General features: G+C 68.0%; 22 protein-coding genes. 14 read left to right on the top strand and 8 right to left on the bottom strand.

Annotated elements, in window-relative coordinates:
* Positions 1-36: 36 nt before the first annotated feature.
* The 5 genes from AB4879_RS01180 (at position 37) to AB4879_RS01160 (ending at position 3,788) form a co-directional block, all read left to right on the top strand.
* Entirely contained in the window at positions 37-375 is a 339-nt protein-coding gene (locus tag AB4879_RS01180; RefSeq protein WP_370506082.1) for a cupredoxin domain-containing protein, read from the top strand.
* Between the two features lie 39 nt (positions 376-414).
* On the top strand, positions 415-1,785 hold the full coding sequence (locus tag AB4879_RS01175; RefSeq protein ID WP_370506081.1) for an NAD(P)/FAD-dependent oxidoreductase: 1,371 nt from the start codon (positions 415-417) through the stop codon (positions 1,783-1,785).
* Between the two features lie 77 nt (positions 1,786-1,862).
* A complete protein-coding gene (locus tag AB4879_RS01170; RefSeq protein WP_102808484.1) occupies positions 1,863-2,240 on the top strand; it encodes a DUF427 domain-containing protein in 378 nt (125 codons plus the stop codon).
* A gap of 4 nt (positions 2,241-2,244) precedes the next feature.
* On the top strand, positions 2,245-3,156 hold the full coding sequence (locus AB4879_RS01165; protein WP_370506080.1) for a DNA-3-methyladenine glycosylase: 912 nt from the start codon (positions 2,245-2,247) through the stop codon (positions 3,154-3,156).
* 80 nt (positions 3,157-3,236) lie between these two features.
* Positions 3,237-3,788: a Dps family protein gene (locus tag AB4879_RS01160; protein WP_036342526.1), complete on the top strand. Its 552-nt coding sequence runs from the start codon at positions 3,237-3,239 to the stop codon at positions 3,786-3,788.
* Here the strand turns inward: AB4879_RS01160 and aqpZ are convergent.
* On the bottom strand, positions 3,785-4,549 hold the full coding sequence (gene aqpZ / locus AB4879_RS01155; protein WP_370506079.1) for an aquaporin Z: 765 nt from the start codon (positions 4,547-4,549) through the stop codon (positions 3,785-3,787). The genes AB4879_RS01160 and aqpZ overlap by 4 nt on opposite strands.
* A 102-nt stretch (positions 4,550-4,651) precedes the next feature.
* Positions 4,652-6,103, bottom strand: a complete 1,452-nt coding sequence (locus AB4879_RS01150) for a chloride channel protein (RefSeq protein WP_370506078.1) — start codon at positions 6,101-6,103, stop codon at positions 4,652-4,654.
* Between the two features lie 245 nt (positions 6,104-6,348).
* On the opposite strand from AB4879_RS01150, the gene AB4879_RS01145 reads away from it, so the two are divergent.
* The 3 genes from AB4879_RS01145 (at position 6,349) to AB4879_RS01135 (ending at position 10,488) form a co-directional block, all read left to right on the top strand.
* Positions 6,349-8,064, top strand: coding sequence for a chloride channel protein (locus AB4879_RS01145; RefSeq protein ID WP_233209394.1), 1,716 nt, complete (start codon positions 6,349-6,351; stop codon positions 8,062-8,064).
* Positions 8,065-8,209: 145 nt separating this feature from the next.
* Positions 8,210-9,085 (top strand): sulfite exporter TauE/SafE family protein, encoded by an 876-nt coding sequence (locus tag AB4879_RS01140; RefSeq protein WP_370506140.1) that lies wholly within the window; start codon positions 8,210-8,212, stop codon positions 9,083-9,085.
* Between the two features lie 23 nt (positions 9,086-9,108).
* Entirely contained in the window at positions 9,109-10,488 is a 1,380-nt protein-coding gene (locus tag AB4879_RS01135; RefSeq protein WP_370506077.1) for a rhodanese-like domain-containing protein, read from the top strand.
* 49 nt (positions 10,489-10,537) lie between these two features.
* On the opposite strand, the gene AB4879_RS01130 is transcribed toward AB4879_RS01135, so the two are convergent.
* The 4 genes from AB4879_RS01130 to AB4879_RS01115 are packed head-to-tail and all read right to left on the bottom strand — an operon-like array spanning position 10,538 to position 14,595.
* The gene (locus AB4879_RS01130; protein WP_036342539.1) at positions 10,538-10,795 is read right to left on the bottom strand and encodes an HPr family phosphocarrier protein; all 258 of its coding nucleotides are present in this window, start codon (positions 10,793-10,795) and stop codon (positions 10,538-10,540) included.
* A 35-nt stretch (positions 10,796-10,830) separates the two neighbouring features.
* Positions 10,831-12,825: a fructose-specific PTS transporter subunit EIIC gene (locus AB4879_RS01125; RefSeq protein ID WP_370506075.1), complete on the bottom strand. Its 1,995-nt coding sequence runs from the start codon at positions 12,823-12,825 to the stop codon at positions 10,831-10,833.
* A 16-nt stretch (positions 12,826-12,841) separates the two neighbouring features.
* Positions 12,842-13,819 (bottom strand): 1-phosphofructokinase, encoded by a 978-nt coding sequence (gene pfkB, locus AB4879_RS01120; protein WP_370506074.1) that lies wholly within the window; start codon positions 13,817-13,819, stop codon positions 12,842-12,844.
* Positions 13,816-14,595, bottom strand: coding sequence for a DeoR/GlpR family DNA-binding transcription regulator (locus AB4879_RS01115; RefSeq protein ID WP_102808493.1), 780 nt, complete (start codon positions 14,593-14,595; stop codon positions 13,816-13,818). Before AB4879_RS01115 ends, pfkB begins: the two co-directional genes overlap by 4 nt.
* A gap of 103 nt (positions 14,596-14,698) precedes the next feature.
* Between AB4879_RS01115 and ptsP the strand changes: the two genes are divergently transcribed.
* Together ptsP and AB4879_RS01105 are read left to right on the top strand one after the other, a co-directional pair.
* Positions 14,699-16,393 carry a phosphoenolpyruvate--protein phosphotransferase gene (ptsP, locus tag AB4879_RS01110; RefSeq protein WP_370506073.1) on the top strand — a complete coding sequence of 565 codons (1,695 nt, stop codon included), beginning with the start codon at positions 14,699-14,701 and terminating at the stop codon, positions 16,391-16,393.
* Between the two features lie 35 nt (positions 16,394-16,428).
* Complete coding sequence (locus tag AB4879_RS01105; protein WP_370506139.1) at positions 16,429-17,400, top strand: pirin family protein; 972 nt, start codon at positions 16,429-16,431, stop codon at positions 17,398-17,400.
* Positions 17,401-17,449: 49 nt separating this feature from the next.
* Here the strand turns inward: AB4879_RS01105 and AB4879_RS01100 are convergent, their stop codons facing one another.
* A complete protein-coding gene (locus AB4879_RS01100; protein ID WP_370506072.1) occupies positions 17,450-19,606 on the bottom strand; it encodes an FUSC family protein in 2,157 nt (718 codons plus the stop codon).
* A gap of 22 nt (positions 19,607-19,628) precedes the next feature.
* On the bottom strand, positions 19,629-20,189 hold the full coding sequence (locus AB4879_RS01095) for a TetR/AcrR family transcriptional regulator (protein ID WP_370506070.1): 561 nt from the start codon (positions 20,187-20,189) through the stop codon (positions 19,629-19,631).
* A 136-nt stretch (positions 20,190-20,325) separates the two neighbouring features.
* Between AB4879_RS01095 and AB4879_RS01090 the strand changes: the two genes are divergently transcribed.
* The 4 genes from AB4879_RS01090 to AB4879_RS01075 all read left to right on the top strand — a co-directional run bounded on the left by AB4879_RS01090 (position 20,326) and on the right by AB4879_RS01075 (position 24,703).
* Entirely contained in the window at positions 20,326-21,726 is a 1,401-nt protein-coding gene (locus AB4879_RS01090; protein WP_370506069.1) for an aldehyde dehydrogenase family protein, read from the top strand.
* Between the two features lie 309 nt (positions 21,727-22,035).
* Positions 22,036-22,671 carry a TetR/AcrR family transcriptional regulator gene (locus AB4879_RS01085; RefSeq protein WP_370506067.1) on the top strand — a complete coding sequence of 212 codons (636 nt, stop codon included), beginning with the start codon at positions 22,036-22,038 and terminating at the stop codon, positions 22,669-22,671.
* Between the two features lie 153 nt (positions 22,672-22,824).
* Complete coding sequence (locus tag AB4879_RS01080; RefSeq protein ID WP_370506065.1) at positions 22,825-23,760, top strand: class I SAM-dependent methyltransferase; 936 nt, start codon at positions 22,825-22,827, stop codon at positions 23,758-23,760.
* A gap of 79 nt (positions 23,761-23,839) precedes the next feature.
* Positions 23,840-24,703 (top strand): SDR family oxidoreductase, encoded by an 864-nt coding sequence (locus AB4879_RS01075; RefSeq protein WP_036342556.1) that lies wholly within the window; start codon positions 23,840-23,842, stop codon positions 24,701-24,703.
* Positions 24,704-24,726: the final 23 nt, after the last annotated feature.

The raw sequence follows: 24,726 nt of genomic DNA, 5'->3' as shown, positions 1-24,726 counted from the left end.
ATACGTGTCCCGCGTATGACGCCTCGCATCTTTGCCTTGTCCGTCGCCATCGCCATCGCCGCAGTACTTCTGGTGGCGGCGTGCTCGGCGGGAACCACAGCCTCACCGTCCTCCGCGCCGCCCGCGGCCGGCCCGACGATCAGCATCGCCGACATGACATTCGGCTCGCCCGGCCCGGTTCCGCCCGGAGCCACCGTCAGCGTCACCAATTCCGACGGCGTCGAGCACACCGTCACCGCCGACTCCGGCTCCGCGTTCAACGTCGAGGTCGGCGAGAAGGGTACGGCCACCTTCACCGCGCCGAGCAAGCCGGGAACGTACCCGTACCACTGCACCTATCACCCGGCGATGCACGGACAACTCGTCGTCCAGTGAGGGCGATCAACGTCCATGGCGTGCCGCTAGATTCTTGCCATGGCCACAATCAACGGCGCCGTGTCGCACTGGTTCACCGAGCTTCCCCAACCGCGTCCCGCGCTGCCCGGTGACCGCGACGCCGACGTCTGCATCGTCGGCGCGGGCTACACCGGACTGTGGACCGCCTACTACCTGAAGAAGGCCGACCCGTCGTTGCGGATCGTCATTGTGGAGGCCCGGTTCGCCGGGTTCGGCGCATCTGGCCGCAACGGCGGCTGGCTGTCCGGCCTGGCACCCGGCCACCGCGGGCTGCTGGCCAAGACGTACGGCCGCGCCAACGTCGTCGCCTGGCAGCAGACCCTCAACGCCGCCGTCGACGAGGTGATCGACGTGGCCGCGCAGGAAGGCATCGACGCCGACATCGTCAAGGGCGGCAACCTCGAGGTGGCCCGCAACCCCTCGCAGGCCCGCCGGCTGCGCGCCGAGGCCGACGAAGACCGCGAGTGGGGCACCGACGGCATCGAACTGCTGACCGCCGCGGAAGCGGCCGAGCGGATCCGGGTGGACAGCCTGGTGCTCGGGATGTTCAACCCGCACTGCGCCCGTATCCAGCCGGCCAAGCTGGCCCGCGGCCTCGCCGACGTCGTGGAGCGCCTCGGCGTCACGATCTACGAACAGACCCCGGTGACCACGATCAGCCCCGGCCGCGCGGAGACCCCGCGGGGAGTGGTGCGCGCGCCGATCGTGCTGCGGGCCACCGAGGGCTTCACCGCCCGGATGCGCGGATTGCGGCGGCGCTGGCTGCCGATGAACAGCGCGATGATTGCGACCGAGCCGATGTCCGACGACGTCTGGGCGACCATCGGCTGGGCGGGCCGGGAAACGCTGGGCGATCTGGCGCACGGGTTCTTCTACGCCCAGCGCACCGCCGACAACCGGATCGCGATCGGCGGCCGGGCGGTGCCCTACCGCTACGCCTCCCGCATCGACAACGACGGCGCGGTCGGCGCGGACACCATCGCCTACCTCACCGGGGTGCTCAACACCGCGCTGCCGCAGACCCGGGGGGTGCCGATCGCCCACGGCTGGTGCGGCGTGCTGGGCGTCCCCCGGGACTGGTCGGCCGGTGTCAGCCTCGATCCGGCCACCGGACTCGGGGAGGCGGGCGGCTACGTCGGCCACGGTGTGACGGCGACCAACCTGGCCGGCCGGACCCTGACCGACCTGGTGCTCAAACGGTCCACCCCGCTCACCGCGCTGCCCTGGGTCGGTCACCACTCGGCCACCTGGGAGCCCGAGCCGCTGCGCTGGCTCGGGGTACGTGGCATGTACACCGCATACAAGCTGGCCGACCGGCACGAAGACGGCGGGCGGGCGTCGACCTCGCCGATCGCGGTGATCGCGGACGCGATCGCCCGGCGCCCCTGACGCCGCGCGATCTACCGTGGGAATCGTGAGGGCAGGGCGGTGTTGCACCACCTACGCCGACTCCGGAGGAGACACCGATGAGCACACGTGAAATCAAGCAGCCGACCGCCGATCACCCGATCACGATCACCCCGACCACCGGCCGGGTGCAGGTCCGGGTCAACGGGCAACTCGTCGCCGACACCCGCGCCGCGCTCGGCCTGGCCGAATCCACCTATCCCGTGGTGCAGTACATCCCACTCGGCGACGTCGACCCGGCGGTGCTGGCCTGCACCGACACCCGCACGTACTGCCCGTACAAGGGTGAGGCCAGCTACTACAGCGTCACCGCGGGGGACGCGACGGTCGAGGACGCGATCTGGACCTACGAGGAGCCCTACCCGGCGGTCGCCGCGATCGCCGGACACGTCGCGTTCTATCCGAACAAGGCCGATATCAGCGTCGCACCGGACTGACCAGGTGCCTGTCGAGCGTGTCCTGACTTTTCCCGGGCCCGCCAGCCCGGGGCTGACGTTGGCGCCGCAACGCCGCGGACCCGGCGACCCGTGCTACCAACTCGACGACGAGCGCGCGATCTGGCGCACGAGCCTGCAAGCCAGCGGGCCGGTGACAGCCCGGATCTACCGCACCGCTCCCGACGCCGTCGGGTGCCAGGCGTGGGGTGACGGCGCCGACGAGTTCATCGAGGCGCTGCCCGCGCTGCTGGGCGTCGACGACGACCCCGGCGGCTACCGCCCGCAGCACCCGGTCATCCATGCCGCATCCAAGCGGGTGCCCCATCTGCGCCTCGGCCGCACCGCACGGGTGCTCGAGGCGTTGATCCCCGCGGTGATCGAGCAACGCGTGCCGGGCGCCGACGCGTTTCGCGCCTGGCGGCTGCTGGTCACCAGGTTCGGCAGCCCGGCGCCCGGCCCCGCGCCCGCACGGATGCGGGTGCCACCGGCCGCTGACGTCTGGCGGCGCATCCCGTCGTGGGAGTTCCACCGCGCCAACGTCGATCCCGGCCGCGCCCGCACGATCATCGGATGCGCACAGCGCGCGGACGCGCTGGAACGGTTGTCCGGCCGGTCCACGACCGCGGCGCGCGACGCCCTCACCACGCTGCCGGGCGTGGGGGTCTGGACGGCGGCCGAGACCGCGCAGCGGGCCTTCGGTGACACCGATGCGCTGTCGATCGGGGACTACCACATTTCGAAGATGGTCGGCTGGACGCTGATCGGCACTCCCGTCGACGACGCAGGCATGGTGGAGTTGCTGGAGCCGGAACGTCCGCATCGGTACCGAGCGATCCGATTGCTCGAAGCCAGCCGGCTTGCGTACAAGCCGCGTTTCGGCGCGCGGCTGCCGGTGCAGCACATCAGCAATTTGTGACGCAGCTCTTACATCCGGTTACCAGCACGGCAACCCGGGTATGTGGCGGACGAGAAGCCAGCGCGCGAAAGGAGCTATTGATGCGTGCCAAGTTCACCGTCCCCGGAATGACCGAAGCTAAGGCTCGTAAGGTGACCGATCTCCTGCAGAAGCAGTTGAGCACCTACAACGACCTGCACCTCACGTTGAAGCATGTGCACTGGAATGTGGTCGGCCCCAACTTCATCGGCGTCCACGAGATGATCGATCCGCAGGTCGACCTGGTCCGCGGCTACGCCGACGAAGTCGCCGAACGGATCGCGACTCTGGGCGCGTCGCCGCAGGGCACCCCGGGTGCGATCCTCAAGGACCGCACGTGGGACGACTACAGCGTCGGGCGCGACACCGTGCAGGCCCACCTCGCCGCAGTCGATTTGGTGTACGACGGTGTCATCGAGGACCTGCGCAACAACATCGAAGCGACCGAGGAACTCGACCCGGTGACCCAGGACATCCTCATCGGTCACGCCGCCGAGCTGGAAAAGTTCCAGTGGTTCGTGCGTGCCCACCTCGAAAACGCCGGTGGGACTTTGTCACACGAGGGCAAGTCGACGGAGAAGGGCGCAGCCAAGGCTGCGAAGGCGAAGAGCTAGTCCTTCGACTCCAGCGCGTCGTCGCGGACCGGACGGTCCGCGAGCTCCTCGGCGCGGCCGAACAGCAGCGGGTAGAGAGCACCCGCCACGGCCGCGCCGGCGAGCGGGGCAAGCCAGAACACCCAGAGTTGGGCGGGTGCACCGTCGCCGTTGAAGAACGCGACACCCATCGAGCGGGCCGGGTTCACCGACGTGTTCGAGATCGGGATCGAGATCAGGTGTATGAGCGTCAGCGTCAAGCCGATTGCCAAGCCCGCGAAGCCTTTTGGCGCGCGGTCGTCGGTGGCGCCCAAGATCACCAGCAAGAACAGGAAGGTCAGGAGCGCCTCGGCGATCACCACCGCGGCCAGCGAGTAGTGGAACGGTGAGTGCTCACCGAATCCGTTGGCGGCCATGTGACCCGTCGGCGTGAAACCGGCTCTGCCGTTGGCGATCCAATAGATCACCGCCCCGGCGGCCAGGCCGCCGATGACCTGCACCACCCAATACGCCGGAAGCGCCTTCCATTCGACGCGCCGTGCCAGGGCCGCACCGAAAGTGACCGCCGGGTTGAAGTGGCCACCCGAGATCGTTCCGAACGCGTAGACGCCGGCCAGCACGGTGAGACCGAAAGCCAGCGCAACGCCGAGGAATCCGATACCGACGGAATTGTCCTCAGCTGGGTTGGCGGCGAATACCGCTGCGCCGCAACCACCCAAAACCAACAGGAATGTGCCGATGAATTCTGCGGCCAGCCGATGCGCCATCGTTGGAGCTCTCACTGGTTAAACCCTTCTCGTCGGTCGGGTCCATCTCCCTGATGATCGCAGGACGGTCCCCTCAAAGAACCGAACTTTGCTGAATCGTGTTGAGACGGTGACCTGTTAGCCGGCGAAGTCGTCGCGCGGCCGGGGCACCTCGTGCGCCGAGTCGGCCACCCGTTGGGCGCCGGCGCTGTCTCGATTGAGTCGCTGTGCCTTGTAGATCGATACCGGCGTGCGTGAGATCAGCAGGTAGGCGATCCCGACTGCGACCAGGGCGCACGGTATGACCGAGAAGGAACCGGTCATTTCCGCAACCATGATCATCACGGCAAGTGGTGCGTGAGCGACGCTGCCGAAGCACGCCATCATGCCGACCACCACGAAGAGACCGGGGCCGGCGGGTAGACCCGGCAGCCCGATGTCGTGCCCGAGCCGCCAGATCGCTGCGCCGACGAATGCGCCGATGACGACACCGGGGCCGAAGATGCCTCCGGAACCGCCCGTGCCGATCGACAACGACGTTGCGATGATTTTGGCGAGCGGAAGCAACAGCACGATCCACAGCGGGATGGACAGCAGAGTGCTTGTGTCGGAGGCTTTTTGCGCCCATCCGTAACCGCTGGCGAGCACCTGCGGGATGGCGAGTGCGAGCAGACCCACGAGGAGACCGCCCAGTGCCGGCTTGATGACCTTGTTGCCCGGTAGCTTGGCGGTCACGGAGACGGTGCCGTAGAAGATTCGCGCGTACAGATATCCGAACGCCGCGGCGACGATGCCCAATACGACGAACCAGATGAGGATCGCCGGTTGATGGAATCGGAAGTCGGAGGCCACGTAGCCGAACAGCGGCTCGAATCCCAGGATCGATCCGAACACGGAGAACGCGGTGGCCGAGGTGATGAATCCCGGAACCAGCACCTTGTAGTCGAAGTCCTCGCGATAGACGATCGAGGCCGCGAGCACCGCCCCTCCGAGTGGCGCCCCGAAGATCGCGCCGATTCCCGATCCGATCCCGAGCGATACTGCGATCCGTCCGTCTTCATCGCTGAGGTTGAGCCAACGCGTCATCAACGAGCCGAAGCCGGCCGAGATCTGTGCGGCGGGTCCTTCCCGACCGCCCGAACCTCCAGAACCGATCGTCAGCGCACTGGCGATCGTCTTCACCACGATCGTGCGGCCCCTGATCGTCCGAGGGTCGGTGTGGACCGCCTCGATGGCAGAATCTGTTCCGTGGCCCTCGGCTTCGGGGGCGAATTTGGCCACGATCCACGCCGAAACCAGCGCGCCGCCGAAAGTCACCAGCGGTATGGCCCACGGCCGGACGAACCCCGGTGACCCCGGCTGTCCGCCGTCGCCGACCGGCTTGGGGATCTGATAGCCGCCGACGTAACCGAGCAAAAATTGGCCGGTGTAGTCGAGCGCGAGATAGAAGGTGACGGCCCCCAGCCCGGCGATGATGCCGATGGAAATGCCGAGGATCAACCATTTCCGCAGATAGCCGGACCTGCGAATGAAAGCGCCCACCGGACCGCCTGGTTCGACGACGTCATCATTCTGTCGCGGCCGCGGCATGGTGTGAGGCTAGCAGCATTGCTGGGCCACTGACGCGAATCCAGCCGCGAGCTCACGAATCATATTGCAGACCAACGGATATCGAGCACGCAACGTCGTTGGTGGGGGTACCACTGCGCCGGGCCGACCCCGTTCTGGGCCGGCCGGCCATCGAGGCGCCGGCGACTGCTCGATTAGGAAGCAGTGTGCAACTATTCCATACTGCAGGAGTGCCAGATGGACTCGGAATGCCGCGAAGAATCCCGATGGCCAGTCGCAACGTGGTCGTCGGCTGGTTGCGCGACAGTCCGTCGGCGCTGGTGGCCCTCGCGGTCGCCGTCGGCGCGGTAACAGGTCTGGGCGCGGTTGGCTTCAGATACCTGATCACCTTTTTCACCAGGCTATTCACCGGTTACGACGACTATTCCGGGCTGGGGCGGATACCGAGCGCGCATTGGCCGGCTCTGGGGATCTGGTTCCTGCTGCTGGCCCCGGTGATCGCGGGGGCGATATACGGCCCCATCGTGCACAAGTTCGCACCGGAGGCGCGTGGGCACGGGGTGCCTGAAGTGATGTATGCCGTCAGCCACAAGGGCGGCCGCATTGCACCGCAAGTCACCCTGGTCAAGGCGCTGGCCTCGGCGTTGTGCATCGGCGGCGGCGGGTCGGTCGGACGGGAAGGGCCGATCGTGCAGATCGGCTCGGCGGCCGGCTCCACGATCGCCCAGATCCTTCGGCTCGACACCCCACGGGTCCGGCTTCTGGTCGCTTGCGGCGCCGCGGCCGGAATCTCGGCGACCTTCAATGCGCCGCTGGCCGGGCCGTTCTTCGCCATGGAACTCATCCTTCGGGACTTCGCCGCCCAGTCGTTCGGCGCGGTCGTGCTGTCGAGTGTCACCGCTGACGTGGTGGGCCGGGCCATGCTCGGCAACCAGCCGTTTCTCTCGCTGCCGTCGTTCGCCGTGCGCAGTGTGTCCGAATACTTCCTCTACGCCGCGCTCGGCGTAGCGGTGGGCGTGGTCGGAGTGGCGTTCTCGAAGATCCTCTACCGCGTGGAGGACCTGTGCGACTGGTTGTGGCGCGGGCCGGAATGGGCCCGACCCGCGGTCGGTGGACTGCTCCTCGGCGGCGTCCTGCTGGCCCTGCCTCAGATGTATGGCGTCGGTTATCCAGTCCTGGAGAACGCGGTCGAAGGCCGGTACGTCATCGGCATGTTGCTGCTTCTCATGGTGGGCAAGATGTTCGCGACCAGCCTCACCATCGGGATCGGCGGCTCCGGCGGAGTTTTCGCGCCGACGCTCTTCGTCGGCGCCATGGCGGGTACGGCGTTCGGGACAGTGGCCCATAGCCTGTTTCCGACGCTCACCGAGAGCGCCGGGGCATATGGGTTGATCGGGATGGGCGCAGCCCTGGCCGGCGCGACACGAGCGCCGATCACCGCGGTCGTGATCCTGTTCGAACTCACCGGCGAGTACTCGATCATCCTGCCGCTGATGGCAGCGGTGGTAATGGCTGCCGGCACTGCGCACCTGCTGTCCAAAGACACCATCTACACGGCCAAGCTGTGGCGTCGGGGCGTCGACCTCGACAAGCCGCCGGCCGAACTGCCCGACCTGCGTGCGGCGGATCTCGCTGTTCCTGCGCCCGAGCCGCTGGTGGTGGACAGTTCGATGACCGCCGCCGCCAAGGCGCTGTCACAGACGACGTTCGGCATGTTGCCGGTGGTGACCAACGACGGGCAGTACGCCGGATGCGTCACCGCCCAGGACGTGGCCGAGGCGCTTGATGAAGCGGATGCCCCCTCGACGGTGTCGGACTTGGTCAAGCCGGTGGCCGCCATCGCCTCTGACGCCGACGTCCGCCGTATCCTCGATGCGCTCAAGGGCCGGGGAGGCAGTGGTCTGCCCGTGTTGAACCCGGACCGGACCTGCCTTGTCGGATGGGTCACCTATGAGGCGGTGCTCGCCAGGCTGCACCCGTAAACCGGCGGCCGATCTACGTCCACGCATCTCACGAGTCCGATCGTGCCCGCGGTGTGACGTAGCGCTCTTGCATATACCAGTAGGGGTATATACCGTGGATATCGGGATACCCCCCCTGGTATAACTCGGAAGGCCGGTGAGTGCGATGTTGGCGTTGACGGTGGCGCTGGCGGTTGTGGTCGGCATCTCGTTGGGGCTGCTCGGAGGCGGCGGTTCGATCCTCACGGTGCCGCTACTGGCCTATGTGGCCGGCATGGACGCCAAGCACGCCATCGCGACGTCACTGCTGGTGGTCGGCGTGACCAGTGCCGTGGGGGCGGTTTCACATGCCCGCGCCGGGCGGGTCCAGTGGCGGACCGCCCTGCTGTTCGGCTCGACGTCCATGGTGGGCGCATACAGCGGCGGACAGCTGACCCGATTCATCTCCGGCGACGCGCTGCTCGTGGCGTTCGCGGTGATCATGGTGGTGACTGCGATCGCGATGTTGCGCGGTCGCAGAACGCCGACCGTCACTGCGCAAACCGGCGCAGCGCTGCTCGCCAAGACCGCCGCGCTGGGCCTCGGACTGGGCCTGGTCACAGGAACCGTCGGTGCCGGGGGCGGATTCCTGGTGGTTCCGGCGCTCGTGCTGCTCGGCGGGCTGGCGATGCCCGCCGCCGTGGGAACGTCGCTCGCGGTCATCGCGATGAACTCATTCGCCGGCCTGGCCGGCTACCTGTCGGTCGTGCAGATCGACTGGGCCACGGCACTCATGGTGACCGCTGCTGCCGTCGTCGGCGCACTGATCGGTTCGAGGTTCGCCACCAAGGTCAACCCCGAGGTACTGCGCAAGTCATTCGGCTGGTTCGTCCTGATCATGGCCTCCGTCATCCTCGGACAACAACTCGATCCGATCGTCGGCTACGTCGGCATCGCACTCACCGGTCTTGTGCCCGCATTCATGTTCGCGTGCAACCACATTGCCGCGTGCCCCCTGCACGGCCTGCTGGCCAGAACCACGGCTGCGGCCGGCACAAGCTGATCGTCCCGGAGAAAGGAACCGAAATGAAATTCATTCAGTACTACCTGGACTGCCTGTCACACGCGTCTTACCTGATCGGCGACGAATCCACGGGCCGCGCCGTGGTCGTCGATCCACAGCGGGATGTGTCCGAATACCTCTCCGACGCCGAAGAACTCGGCATGCGAATCGAACTCGTCATCGAGACGCACTTCCATGCCGACTTCCTGTCCGGCCACCTGGAATTGGCCAAGGCCACCGGTGCCAAGATCGTCTACTCCTCGGTCGCGGAAGCGGAATTCGACTTCATGGGCGTCGCCGACGGCGAGCGCTACTCCCTGGGCGAGGTTCAGTTGGAGTTCCGGCACACCCCGGGGCACACCCCCGAGTCGTTGAGCATCGTGCTCTACGAGCATTCCGATGACACCGAACCGTACGGCGTGCTGACCGGCGACACCCTGTTCATCGGCGATGTCGGTCGTCCCGACCTGCTGGCGTCCATCGGATTCACCCGTGAGGAGCTGGCCGACAAGCTGTACGACTCACTGCACGACAAGTTGATGACGCTGCCCGATGCCACCCGGGTCTATCCGGCTCACGGGGCGGGATCGGCCTGCGGCAAGAATCTTTCGACCGATCTCTGGTCGACCATGGGTGAGCAGCGGATGACGAACTACGCGCTGCGGGCGCCCGACAAGGCGACCTTCATGGACCTCGTCACCGCGAACCAACCACCCGCTCCGGGCTACTTCGTCTACGACGCCATCCTCAACCGCAAGCATCGCGACCTGCTGGACGAGACGAAGCCGCCCCGTTCGATGACGTACGCCGAGGTGCGTGCGGCGGTGGCGGGCGGAGCGGCTCTGGTCGACGGACGCGCGCCCGAGGAGTTCGCGCTGGGTCACCTGCGCGGCGCCATCAACATCGGATTGGGCGGCCGTTACGCCGAATTCGCCGGCTCGGTGGTCAAACCCGACAACGACATCGTGTTGATGACGGAGCCCGGTCAGGAGCTGGAAGGGAAAAACCGCTTGGCCCGAATCGGTTTCGACCGGGTCATCGGCTACCTCGCCGAGCCGTACGAGGTGATGTTCACCCATCGCGACGACGTCGAGGTGGCCTCCCGGCTGACCGCCAGTGGCCTCGGCGATCGCATCGCCGAGGTGCCGGAGCTGCAACTGGTCGACGTCCGCAATCCGGGCGAAGCGGCCGCCGGCATGGTGAGTGGCGCCGTCAACATCCCGGTGGGCCAGCTGCCCGACCGGGTGGACGAGCTCGACCCGCACAGGCCCACCGTCGTGTACTGCGCCGGCGGCTATCGGTCCTCGGTCGCGGCGAGCCTGCTCCGCAACCGCGGATTCGATGACGTCAGCGATCTGCTCGGCGGCTACGCCGCGTGGGACGACGTAGTTCAGAAGGCCTGACGTTCAGCAGGCCTGACGTCATCAAAGGCCGTGCCTGACAGCAGCCGGATCAGGCGTCGAGATCTTGCTGCACCAGCTCGGCGATCGCCTTGCAGGCGGCCTCGTCCTCGGAGGCGACGGTCACCTGCGCGCCGTTTCCCGCGCCCAGGGTCATGATCATCAGTGCCGAACCGGCGTCCACCGGCTCGCCGCCGTCCACCGCCAACGTCACCGGAACCCCGGCGTTGACAGCGGCTTCCGAGATGATCGCGGCGGGGCGGGCGTGCAATCCGATCGCCGAGCCGACGATGACGGTCTTGGTGTGCATGAGACTCCTTTGTTTCGTTTCTCGAACTTCGGTGACTAGGCGATCGCCGGAGCGGCGGCCGTCGTACGGATGAACTGCTTGGCGGCGATGACGGCGAACCCGCCGACAGCGGTGCCCGCGGCCAACGCCACCAGGAACCACACCAGGTTGCCGATCGCGAAGAACACGAAGATACCGCCGTGAGGTGCCTTCAGGGTCACGTCGAAGGCCATGATCAGCGCGCCGGTGACCGCGCCGCCGGCCATCATCGACGGGATGACCCGCAGTGGATCGGCTGCGGCGAATGGGATGGCGCCCTCGGAGATGAACGAGGCGCCCAACAGCCAAGCGGCACGGCCATTCTCGCGCTCGGGCTCACTGAACAGACCCGGCCGGATGGTGGTGGCCAGCGCCATCGCCAGCGGCGGCACCATACCGGCGGCCATCACCGCGGCCATGATGCGCAGCGACGCCGGATCGGCGACGTTGAGCCCGGCGGTGGCGAAGGCATATGCCGCCTTGTTGACCGGGCCGCCGAGATCGAAGCACATCATCAGCCCGAGGATCACCCCCAGCAGAATCACCGAGGCCCCGGTGAGGCCGTTGAGCCAGTTGGTCAGCCCCGAGGTGATCGCGGCCAGCGGGCGGCCCAGCAGCAGGAACATCAGCAGGCCGACCACCAACGACGCGCCCAGCGGGATGATCACCACCGGCATCAGTCCGCGTGCCCACTGCGGCACGTTCACCTTGCTGATCCACAGTGCCGCGAAGCCGGCGATCAGGCCGCCGACGATGCCGCCGATGAAGCCGCCGCCGACGAACACCGCGACCGCACCCGCGGTGAATCCCGGTGCGATACCGGGCCGGTCGGCGATGGCGAACGAGATATACCCGGCCAGGGCGGGGACCAGGAAGCTGAACGCCAGCCCGCCGAGGGTGAACAACACCGCGCCGAGGTACTGGGTGAAGCCACCGCTGGGCAGGTTGGTCAGCGAGTTGGTGGTGGCGATCAGGTTGCCCAGCGACTTGGTGGCGCCGTCCGGAGTGTTGGCGATGTCGTAGCCGGCGAACAGGAAGCCCAGCGCGATCAGCAGACCGCCGGCGGCGACGAACGGGATCATGTAGCTGACGCCGGTCAGCAGGATCTGCCGGATCCGGGTGCCCCAGCCGACCCCGCCGGCGGGTGCATCGCCGGCCGCGGCGGCGGCGCTGCCCTCGACTCGGGCGGCCTGCGGGTTATCCGCGGCGGCAACGGCTTCCGCGATCATGGTGTCGGGTTCGTTGATGGCCCGCTTGACGCCGGAGGCGATCACCGGCTTGCCGGCGAACCGCTGCCGGTCCTTGACGCCGACGTCGGTGGCGAAGATGACGGCGTCGGCGGCACTGATGGTCTGCGCACTCACCGGGGTGCTGCCCGAGGAGCCCTGGGTCTCCACGGTGAGGTTCACCCCCGCGCGTTCGGCAGCCAGCTTCAGCGCATCGGCGGCCATGTAGGTGTGGGCGATTCCGGTCGGGCATGCGGTGATCGCGATGATCGACTTCGCTTGCGCAGCAGGGGCTGTGGCGGCGGGTGCGGCGGCCGGCTTGGCGCCGTCGGGGTTGACCACACCGTCGACCAGGCCCACCACGTCGTCGGCTGACTTCGCGTCCCGCAGCGACTGCACGAAGTCGGGGCGAACCAGCGCACGTGCCAGGCTGGACAGCAGCTTCATGTGCTCGGCGCCGGCGCCGTCCGGCGCGGCGATCAGGAACACCAGATCCGCGGGGCCGTCGGGCGCACCGAAGTCGACTTTCGGTGCCAGCCTGGCGAACCCGATAGACGGTGAGGTCACCGCGGCGGACCGGCAGTGCGGGATCGCGATACCGCCGGGAAGGCCGGTGGCCGACTGCGCCTCGCGCGCCATGGCCGCGGCCTGCAGTGCCGCGCCGTCGTTGACGCGGCCGGTTTCGGCAAGCCGGGTCGCGAGCCGGCCGATCACCGACTCCTTGTCCGGGCCGGCGTCGACGTCGAGCAGCACCAACTCGGTGCTGATGATCGTGGAGTTCGTCATGGTGGCCTTTCGGTGTCTAGGGGCGCGCGGGGTAGGGCGATATCGAGGTGACCGACACCTCGTCGAGGTCGATCTGGGCCGGCGACGGCAATGCTGAACCGGGGAGTGCCGCAGCGGCGCTGCCGTAGGCGACGGCCATCTGCAGCCGGCCCGGCGCCTCGGCGCCACCGACGTCGGCGCGGACGTAACCGGCGAGGGAAGAGTCACCGGCGCCGACGGTGCTCCGGGGTGTGATCGGCGGTGGGGTGGCCAGCCAGCTTCCGGTGTCGTTCACCAGCAGTGCACCCGCGGCGCCCAGCGTGGCGAGCACGGTCTTGGCGCCGCGGTCGATCAACTGCGTCGCGGCGGCCACCACGGGGTCCGGGTCACCTTGGGCCAGAGCATCTTCCAGAGTCCGGGCGTCGGCACCGGTCAGGCTGGCCAGCTCTTCGGAGTTCGGTTTGATCACGTCGGGGGCGGCGGTACCGAGCGCGGCGGCCAGCGCGGCCAGCGGCGCGTCGGAGGTGTCCACCGCCACCTTGCAGTCGTAGGGCTGCAATTGAGCCACCACGTCGGCGTACCAGTCGTCGGGAACCCCGGGCGGCAGTGATCCCGACAGCACCACCCACCGTGCTCGGGCGGCGTGATCGAGAATCGCCTGAGTCAGCGCCGCGAGCGTGATCTCGTCGATCACCGCACCGGGCTCGTTGATTTTGGTTGTGGTGCCGTCTGATTCGGTGATCGCGAGGTTGGTGCGGACCGCACCGTCGATGGGCACCGCGTAGAACGGCACAGCGCACGACAGCAGCGCTGTGATGATGGGGTCGTGCCGTGCGGCGGGCAGCACGGCGAGGGTGTCGAGCCCGGCCAGTGTCAGTGCCCGCGCGACATTGACGCCCTTACCGCCGGGTTCCATGGTCACCGATTGCACGCGGTGCACGGCCCCACGGACGAGGGTCGTCGGCAGCGTCACCGTCCGGTCGATGCTCGGGTTGGGCGTGACGGTGACAATCATGATTCCCCTCCTGCCAGGACGACTTCGACGCCCTGCTCGGTCAGTGCGGCCCGGTCGGCGGCGCTGATCTCCGGATCGGTGATCAGCGCGTCGACGTGGTCGATCGAGGCAAAGCTGACGAACTCCTCCCGGCCGATCTTCGACGAATCGGCCAGTACCACGACGTAATTGGCGCAGCGCACCATCGCACGTTTGACCGCGGCTTCCTCGCTGTCGGGGGTGGACAGGCCGTGCCGCACGGTGACCCCGTTCGCTCCGATGAACGCGATGTCCACCCGGAGCGTGTCGAGTGCGCGCAGAACCGGTTCGCCGACGGCGGCCTGGGTCAGACCCCGGACCCGCCCGCCGAGCAGCTGCAGGTTCACCGACGGCATGCCGGCCAGCCGCGCGGCGATCGGTACGGAATTGGTCACCACCACCAGCTCCCGGTCGGACGGCAGCATCGCGGCGACCCGGGCGGTGGTGGTGCCCGCGTCGAACAGCACGGTGGCGCCCGACAGCGGCAGGAAATCGGCGGCTGCCCTGGCGATGGCTTCCTTGTGGTCGGCGCGGGTGGTCTCCCGCTCGTCGACCCCGGGCTCCACCACGTGCAGTGCCCGCACCGGGACCGCGCCGCCATGCACGCGTCGCAGCACACCGGCCCGGTCGAGCGCGGCCAGATCCCGGCGGACGGTCTCGGTGGTGACGTCGTAGGCCTGGGCGAGCTCTGCCACCGACACCCGTCCCTGGGACAGCACTCGGTCCGCGATCGCCTGCTGACGTTCCTCCGGGTACACGATTCTCCGTTTGTGTGGGCTATGCGCCATATTGGATGTTGATATGTGTTGTTTTACTCCCGATCGTGTTGACTTGTCAATGGATTGTTGTAACCTAGTTCACATGACCGTCTCCTCCACGCCTACCTCACTCGGTGCCGGACAGGTGCTGCGCGGCGTTCCAGTTGTCCCCGGTGTTCGCTATGCACCGGTCATCCGGCCTGGCCGGCCGCCTGCCATCGAGGAACTCGACTCCGGCGAACAGATCGGTGAAGAACAGCGAGATTCCGAGGCCGCTCGGTTCACTGCCGCGGCGTCCGCCGTCGCCGACCGATTGCGCGAACGCGCCGCACTGGCGACGGGGGCTGCCTCGGAGGTGCTGGCGGCCACCGCGATGCTCGCCCAAGACCGGGCCTGGCTGGGCGCGGCGGAAAAACGCATCAAAGAGGGCACGCCCGCGGTGCGCGCCACCGCCGAGGCCGTGGCCCAATTCGTCGACCTGTTCACCAAGATGGGCGGGCTGATGGCCGAGCGCGTCACCGACCTCCGCGACATCCGCGACCGGGTGATCGCCGAATTGAGTGGCCTGCCCGAACCCGGGGTGCCGGTGCCGGACCACCCTGCCATCCTCTGCGCGGAAGATCTCGCCCCCGCCGACACCGCGGGACTCGATCCCGCGCTCGTCGTCGGTCTGGCCACCACGCTGGGCGGGCCGACCAGCCACACCGCGATCATCGCCCGCCAGCTCGGCATCCCGTGCGTGGTCGCCGTGCACGGCCTCGACGAGCTGGCTGCGGGAACCGACGTCCTCATCGACGGGACCAGCGGCACCATCGCCGTCTCACCCGACCCCTCCGAGGCGGCCGCAGCCGTCGAGGCAGCCGACGCCGCGAACGCCGCGATGGCCGGCTGGACCGGTCCCGGTGCCACCGCCGACGGCCATCCGGTGGCGATCCTGGCCAACGTGCAGGACGGTTCGGCCGCGCGCGCCGCCCGCGAAACCCCGGCGGAGGGCATCGGCCTGTTCCGCACCGAACTGTGCTTCCTCAACCGCGACACCGAGCCGACCGTCGATGAGCAGGCCGCCATCTACGGCGAGGTGCTCGACGCGTTCGCCGGCCACAAGGTCGTCATCCGCACTCTGGACGCCGGGTCGGACAAGCCGCTGAAGTTCGTCGGCCATCCCGACGAGGCCAACCCGGCGCTGGGCGTTCGGGGTATCCGGATCGAGGCCATCCAGCCCGACATCCTCGAGCGCCAGCTCGACGCGATCGCGCTGGCCGCCGAGCAGACCGGTAACGCCCCGTGGGTGATGGCGCCGATGATCGCGACCCCGGAGGAGGCTAAGCGGTTCGCCGACCGGGCCCGCCGGCGGGGCTTGGTGCCCGGCGTGATGATCGAGGTGCCGGCCGCCGCGCTGCTGGCCGAGCACATCCTCGACCACGTCGAGTTCCTGTCGATCGGCACCAATGACCTGGCCCAGTACACGATGGCGGCCGATCGGATGTCGGCCGAACTGGCCACCCTGACCGATCCGTGGCAGCCGGGGGTGCTGGCGCTGGTCGCCCAGACCGCCCGCGCCGGGGCCAACCGCGGCAAGCCGGTCGGGGTCTGCGGTGAAGCCGCCGCCGATCCGCTGCTGGCGTGCGTGCTGGCCGGGCTCGGCATCACCTCGCTGTCCGCGGCGGCCGCGGCGGTGACCGGTGTCGGCGCCAAGCTCGCCTCGGTCACGCTGCAGCAATGCCGTGACGCCGCCGCCGCGGTATTGACCACGGCAAGTGCGGCCGACGCGCGCGCGGCGGCGCTGCGCGTCTTATGAGGAATTAATCGGACTGCGGTCCGGTTATGTCGATCATGCCAGCAGTCACCGCAGATACGTTGTCGCTACCGCGCCTGAGCGCGGCCACTCCGTCCGACACCGAACGACCCGTCCGGTCCATCACCACCGGGCCGCGCGGGTACGAAGGCGAGGGCTTTCCCGTCGTGCGAGCGTTCGCCGGCGTCAGCGCCGCCGACCTCGACCCGTTCATTCACATGGACCAGATGGGTGAGGTCGAATACTCACCCGGCGAGCCCAAAGGCACCGACTGGCACCCGCACCGCGGCTTCGAGACGGTCACCTACATGATCGACGGCCGGTTCGCCCACCAGGACTCGCACGGTGGCGGTGGCCTGATCGCCGACGGCGCCACCCAATGGATGACCGCGGGTGCCGGCATCCTGCACATCGAGACACCCCCGGCCGAACTCGTCGAGAGCGGCGGGCTGTTCCACGGTCTGCAGCTGTGGGTCAATCTCCCACGCGCCGACAAGTTCGCCGAGCCGCGTTACCAGTCGATCGAGGGACAGGCCGTCCGCCTGCTGTCGTCCGGCGACGGCGGGGCACTGGTGCGCGTCATCGCCGGTGAGGTCGACGGCTGGGCCGGTCCGGGGATGACGCACACCCCGATCACGTTGGCCCACACCACTATCGAAGCGGGCGCGCAGCTCAATCTGCCCTGGCCGCGCAACTACAACGCACTCGTCTACGTGCTCTCCGGCCGCGGCACCGTCGGTCCGATCGGCCACCCCGTCGAGCAGGGCCAGCTCGCGGTGCTCGGCCCGGGCGACCGCATCACGGTCGCTGCCGCGGCGACCCAGGACTCCAACCGGCCGGCGATGGAGGTTCTCCTGTTGGGCGGCAAGCCGATTCGCGAGCCGGTGTTCCACTACGGGCCGTTCGTGATGAACTCCAAGTCGGAGGTCATCCAGGCGCTCGAGGACTTCAACGCTGGCCGGTTCGGCACGGTGCCGCCCGGCGCGCTGATGCCGCACCGAGCCGGCTAGGGCATACGAGATCGACCTGAAGGTCGTCAATCGCCGAAAGATGCAGCCCTCAGGTCGATCTCGACGCCACCTTCGCCAGCTCCGGCGGATAGGTCAGCTCCAGCTCGCCGAGATTGGCGGCGACGGTCACCAGCGGCAGAGCCGCCGAGACGGCCAACCCGTCGCTGCCGGCCTCGGCGCGCAACGCGGGCACCAGATCGTCGCTGATCGGCGCGGCCAAACCCGTGCCGCCGCTGCCGTCGAAGCGGGAGCAGATCGCCGCGGCATGCGCCTCGAGCACCGCCCGTGCCCGCGGGTAGACCGCCAGCGGTGGCGGCACGATGTCGGCGATCAGGTCGGCGGCCGCACGTAACCGAACCGCGCGGCTGGACGCCCGGACGACCGGGGCCCGGGAATCCGTTGGACCGCCGTTCTCCGAAAGATATTGACGCACAGCATCATCCAGCGTCCGAGACACCGTCAGCGCCTCGTGGCTGAGCGCGTTGACCTGGTTCTCGGCCTGCTCGAAGGCGCCGCGGGTGACCCGCAGGACCGCTGCCCGCAGATAGCGGGAACCCACCTCGCGGGCCGCGTCGATGGCGTGCTGCACGGCGGTCTTGATGCCGCGCGGCCACAGCAGCAGCGACACCACGACCCCCACCGACGCGCCGACGACGACGTCCTCGATCCGGATCAGGCCCACGGCCCAGCCGCTCGGCACGATCAGGTTGAACACGATCAGCACCATCATCGTGAACGCGGCCTGGGTGGCGGTGAACGAGCCGATCTCGGGCACATACGCCGACCCGAAGGCGACCATCGGCAACAGCACCCACAGCACGATCGGATCCACGCCGAGCAGTTCGATGACGACGGCGCCGATGAGGAACCCGATCACCGTCCCGATCACCGCGCGCACGACCGTGGTGCCGGTGGTCAGCGCGCTGCTGCGCAACACCGACAACGCACCGAGCACCACCCAGAAACCGTGCTGGACCGGGAACACGAACGTGACGAGCACAGCCAGCGCCAGGCCGAGCCCGGTGCGCAGGCTGTTGCGGGCGGTCACCGACCGGGTGGCCAGGTGCCCACCGGTCAGGGCGGTGACCGCCTCGGTCTCGGAGTACACCCGGTCGGCGATTCCTGTCTCAGGCAGCCGACGGCCCAAGACGCGCGCCCACACCGGCCGCGCATCGGCGGCCGCGGCGCTGGCGATGAGCCGCCCGGTCACGCCGGTGGCCGCGCCGACGGTTCGCCGGTTGAGCAGGGTGCGACCCAGCGCGATGGCAGCCTCGTCGTCGGGTTCGGCGAGGATGTCGACGATGTCCTGGCGGTAGGTCCCGACCGCGATGGTCCGCAGGTCGATCAACGCGGCGGCCAGCAGCGCGCGTTCGTCGGCCCGCGCCGCCGCCCGGGTGATCAGCAGAACCTGCGCGCAGTCGCGCAGCACCCGCACCACCGGCTCGCCGATCGGGCCGAGCAGCTCACCGGTGTCGCCGGTGACGCGGTCGCACAACCACTGCAGGTCGTCGACAACCCGGACCAACGCTCGGCTGCCCGCGGTCAGGGCCACCGGCCGGTAGGCGGCGCCGAGGAAGTTGGAGCGCAACGCGTCCATCGCGGCGGTGACGTCGGCGGCCGACGCGGTCCCCTCGATGCGGTCGGCCAGCACCGCGCAGACAGCAGCGGCGTGGCGGCGCAACTCGCCGTGATGGCGCGGGGGAAAGAGGAACAGTGCGGCCGGGACGCAGATCGCCAGCGCGATCAGCCAGCCGAGCAGCCGCTCACCGAGCGGACCGACCGGCGTGCACACCGGCAGCACGAAGGTCAGCAGGGTGGCCCGCTGGCCGGCCGCGACGATCTCGCTGAGCACCCCGGAGAACGTGACGGCCACCCCGATGAGGAACGTCAGCATGATCGCCAGCCACGGGATCGGCGCCGCCAGCGTGCCCAGAGTGATCAGCACCGCGCCGTTGAAGCCCAACCCGCCATAGGCCAGCGCCCGGGAGTTCATGTTGCCCGGGAAGTCGACCACGATCAGCAGCGCGATCGACCCGAAGATGGTGAACAGCGGCGTCTGAGACCCGCCGCCGACCGCGAAGCTGACCGCGGCGGCGATCGGGATGACGATGGCGGCTCGTGCCGCGCGTCGTGCGCCGTCGTTCTCGGGGTCGCGCGTCCGGATCCGATCGGCCGCCCGACGCCACAGCACGCCCGGCGTCAACACCCTGTCACTGGGGCACGCTGGGTCACTGGGGCACGCTGGCGAAACTGCCCGAATCCAGCGCGTCCAGCATGTATCGGGCGATCCAGCCGAACGTCCCCGGATCGCGAGGCAGGATCGCCTGTTCGTAGCCGATGAAGACGTAGACCGCCCAGGCGGCGTACACCTCGGCCTGCCGTGCATCGCCGACGATTTCGATCGCCGAGTCGTAGAGGATCTTGTAGCGCGCCCGGTCGACCTCGCTCTGGACGGCCAGTACGTGGGGGTCGACGGAACTCCATGACCGGATCGCGGCCTCGGCGCGGTGCGGCAGGGACAACCCGACCTGGATGATCGCCTCGATGCGGCTGCGCGGGTCGGAAACCTCGCGGATGGCCTCGATCAGCCGGACGGTCCGGTCCTGCACCCAGTAGGAGACCAGGTCGCGGGTGAAGGCCGGCCAGCTGGCGAAATAGTGATAGAACGAGCCGGTCGTGACGCCGAGCCGGTTGCACACCTCGGCCAGTTTGAGTCCGCCGTAACCGACGTCGGCCAGTACTTCGAGACCGGTCTCGAAGTACGCCTCTCGGTTGGCGACGGTTGCCATGGGTCAAACGATAATGCGCGGGCCCCGACAAGACAGAGCTGACGGCCGGGATCGTGACCAAGTTGGGCAGGCGGCTTGTGACCGCGGGTCGATATTGGGGCAAGCTGGAATCACGCGATCGAATCGAGGAGTTGGCATGACCGTTCAGATCACCAGTGACCACGCGACCGAAGGCGGCGCCGCCGGCGTGCTGGCCGATGTGCGCCGGGTATTCAACAGCGGCCGCACCCGCTCCTTGTCGTGGCGGTCCGAGCAGTTGCACGCGGTGGAGCGGATGTGCGACGAACGGGAGCCCGAGATCGCCGAGGCGCTGGCCCGCGATCTGGGCCGATCCTCGTTCGAAGCCTGGCTCGCCGATATCGGCTCGACCAAGGCGGAGGCCGCGTTCGCCCGCAAGCAGCTGAAGAAGTGGGTCAAGCCGCACAAGTCCAGGCTTCCCCTGGCTCAGCAGCCCGGCCGGGCCTGGGTGCAGTACGACCCGCTCGGCGTGATCCTGGTGATCGGCCCGTGGAACTACCCCTTCTATCTGTGCATGGCGCCGCTGGTCGCCGCGATCGCCGCCGGTAACGGCGTGGTGATCAAGCCGTCGGAGCTGGCGCCGGCCACCTCGGCGCTCATCGCGCGGCTGGTCCCGGAGTACCTCGACTCCGACGCCATCCGCGTGGTGGAGGGCGACGCGGCGGTCACCCAGGATCTGCTGGCGCAGGGCTTCGACCACGCACTGTTCACCGGTGGCACCGAGATCGGTCGCAAGATCATGGCGGCCGCCGCACCGACCCTGACGCCGGTGACCCTCGAACTGGGTGGCAAGAGCCCGGTGGTGGTGCTCCCCGACGCCGACCTGGACGTGGCAGCCCGTCGAATCGCCTGGATCAAGCTGATGAATTCGGGCCAGACCTGCATCGCGCCGGACTACGTGCTGGCCGACCGCGCGATCGTCGGGAAACTGACCGACAAGATCGTGGCGACGATCGCGGAGTTCCGCGCCGAAGAGCAGGACCCGTCGCTGCGCATCGTCAACGAGCGGCAGTTCGACCGCCTGGCGTCCCTCATCAGCGCGACCAGCGGCACCGTCGTCACCGGTGGCAGGTCGGACCGCGCGGCCCTGCGGATCGAGCCGACAGTGATCGTCGACCCGCCCGCCGACGACCCGGTGATGTCGGATGAGATCTTCGGCCCGATCCTGCCGATCCTCTCGGTCGATTCGGCGGATGCCGCCGTCGCTTTCGTCAATGCCCGGCCCAAGCCGCTGGCGCTGTACGTCTTCACCGAGTCGCAGTCAGCGGCGCGGGACCTCGTCGACCGGATGCCGTCCGGCGGTGCGGTGATCAACCACGTGGCGGTGCACTGCCTGGTTCCGCAACTGCCGTTCGGCGGGGTCGGTGCCAGCGGTATGGGTGCGTACCACGGCAAGTGGGGCTTCGAGACGCTCAGTCATCGACGCGCCGTGCTCGCCAAACCGACGAAATTTGACCTGAAACTGATGTACCCGCCCTATACTGATCGTGCGATCAGGCTAATGCGCAGGGTTCTTTGATGCCCTGAAAACGGCCCTAGCAAAGTCCGTGCAAAAGCTCAGCAATCTCTTTAAGGCGAACTTCTGCGCGTTCGTACGGATCGAGCGAATATTCGTGCGAATTCCTTCGTCGGAAATTATGACGCATCTGTCATTGTCCGATAACCGAACCGGAAACCGCATGTCAGGCGCGGATCAGAAGTCCAACGCCTGATGTGGCAACGGATTCCGAAGGTGAAGCAAAACATGAACATATTTCTAATGTTGTTGACCTGAGCAAATGTCGTTCGCCGTCAAAAATATGCGCAAAGTTGTGGCACAATTTTGACTGTGCCGCATACAGCCAGTCGGGGCCCGGGTCGCCCCCCAGCAGCTAAGGCAGCGGAAACGCGCGAGCGCATCATGCGCGCTGCCCGTGAGGTGTTCAGCGAATTGGGGTATGACGCTGCCACCTTCCAGGCAATCGCCATCCGGGCCGACTTGACCCGACCTGCGATTAATCATTACTTCGCCAGCAAACGGCTGCTCTATCAAGAGGTCGTCGATCAGACGAACGCCTCGGTGATCGAGTCCGCCGTGCACCAGTCGCAACGGGAGAACACCCTGGCGGGGCGGATCCGCGTCTTCATCGAGGCGGCCGTTCACGCTCAGGGCCAGGACCGCTCAGTGGCGGCCTTCCTGGTTACCTCGGTGCTGGAGTCCGAGCGACATCCGGAGTTGGCCGAGTCCAACCACGATTCGCGGGAGTTCACCCGCGGGTACGTGAAGGCGGCCATCAAGGATGCCGTCGAATCGGGCGAGGTTCGCGCGGACATCGACATCGAGGCGGCTGCCGAGATGCTGATGGCCGTGATGTGGGGACTGGGCTTCTATGCCGGGTTCGTCGGCGATCAGGATCGTCTGACCGCGATCACCGACCAGTTCCTGCAGCTCCTCGGCGGTCAGGCCTGGCGCACCGTCTCCTGAGCCGGTGACCTCCGCCACAGTCGCATAGTCTGGCTAAGTTTCTCGGTACCCTTGACGTATCAATCTGGCTGACCTGGGTTGATATCCGGTCCTCAACGGGGCCTTCACCCAGTGTGCAGCAGTCAAGCGACACCGAATGGGATACCGCTGCCGATGAGCACTACGCGCACTGATGACGACACCTGGGACATCGCGACAAGCGTGGGATCGACCGCTGTACTGGTGGCCGCCGCGCGGGCCCGCGAGACCGAGCAGCCCGACCCCCTGATCCAGGATCCGTACGCGCGGATCCTGGTCGAGGGCGCCGGGACCGGGATGTGGGAGCACTTCCTCGACGACTCGTTGGCCGACAAGCTGGCCGGCGCCGAACCCGAGGCGGCCGCGATGTTCGGTCACATGCTGAACTATCAGGCGGTCCGGACCCATTTCTTCGATGCTTTCTTCGCCGAGGCGGTGGCCGACGGCGTTCGTCAGATCGTGATCCTGGCGTCGGGCCTGGATTCCCGGGCCTACCGCCTGGACTGGCCGGCAGGCACCCGGGTCTACGAGATCGACCAGCCGCTGGTTCTCGAATACAAAGCCGACAAGCTGGCCGCCCACCACGTGCAGCCCGTCGCCGATCGCCGCGAGGTTCCCGTCGACCTGCGCCAGGATTGGCCGGCCGCGCTGAAGACGCAGGGCTTCGATCCGTCGCAGCCGACCGCGTGGCTGGCCGAGGGACTGCTGATGTATCTGCCCGCCGACGCTCAGGACCGGTTGTTCGAACTGGTCACGGAGTTGAGCGCGCCCGGCAGCCGGGTGTCCGCCGAAGCGGTCGGACACCACTCCGAGGAGCGTCGCGAAGAGATGCGGGAACGCTTCGAGAAGTTCGCCGACCAGCTGGGCATCGAGCGCACCATCGACATGCAGAACCTGACCTACAACGACCCGGACCGTGCCGACCTCACCGAGTGGTTGAACGCACACGGCTGGCTGGCCACCGGACAGCACGCCGTCGACGAGATGCGCAGGCTCGGCCGCTGGATCGACATCCCGATGGCCGACGATCCGGATGCGTTCGCGACGTTCGTCGTCGCCCGGAAGGTCTGACGCCAACCCGGGTGCCCTCAGCTCCGGCGGCCCACGTATACAAGAGTTACGTTCCGTCAGTCGCAGGAGAGGAAGGCCCATGCCCGGAGTTGTTGATCGAGTCATCGTCGTCACCGGAGCCGGTGGCGGTCTGGGTCGCGAGTACGCGCTGACACTGGCACGCGAGGGCGCCAGCGTCGTGGTGAACGACCTCGGCGGCGCGCGTGACGGAACCGGCGCCGGCCACAACATGGCCGACCAGGTGGTCCAGGAGATCAAGGACGCCGGCGGTCGCGCGGTCGCCAACTACGACTCTGTCGCCGAGCCCGAGGGCGGCGAGAACATCGTCAAGACCGCGATCGAGGAGTTCGGCAAGATCGACGGCATCGTCAGCAACGCGGGCATCCTGCGCGACGGCACCTTCCACAAGATGCCGTTCGAGAACTGGGATTCGGTGCTCAAGGTCCACCTGTACGGCGGCTACAACGTGATCCGCGCCGCCTGGCCGCACTTCCGCGAGCAGAGCTACGGCCGGATCGTCGTCGCCACCTCCACCAGCGGCCTGTTCGGCAACTTCGGCCAGGCCAACTACAGCGCCGCCAAGCTCGGCCTCGTCGGCCTGATCAACACGCTGGCCCAGGAAGGCGCCAAGTACAACATCAAGGCCAACGCGCTGGCGCCCATCGCCGCGACCCGCATGACCGAGGACATCCTGCCGCCCGAGGTGTTCAAGAAGCTCACCCCGGAGTACGTCGCACCTGTGGTCGGCTACCTGTGCACCGAAGAGGTTCCGGACTCCGCCTCAGTGTTCATCGTCGGCGGTGGAAAGGTGCAGCGCGCGGCGCTGTTCCAGAACGAGGGCGTCACCTTCGACCATGTCCCGACCGTCGACGACGTGGCCGCACAGTGGTCGACGATCGACGACCTCTCAGCCGCCGAGCACGCCTCCTTCAAGCTCGGCTGAACGTGATCGCGTCGTCGGCCGGC

It is taken from the genome of Mycobacterium sp. SA01 (assembly GCF_041287105.1).
GTDB lineage: Bacteria > Actinomycetota > Actinomycetes > Mycobacteriales > Mycobacteriaceae > Mycobacterium.
This window is presented reverse-complemented; position numbering and strand designations above follow the sequence as displayed.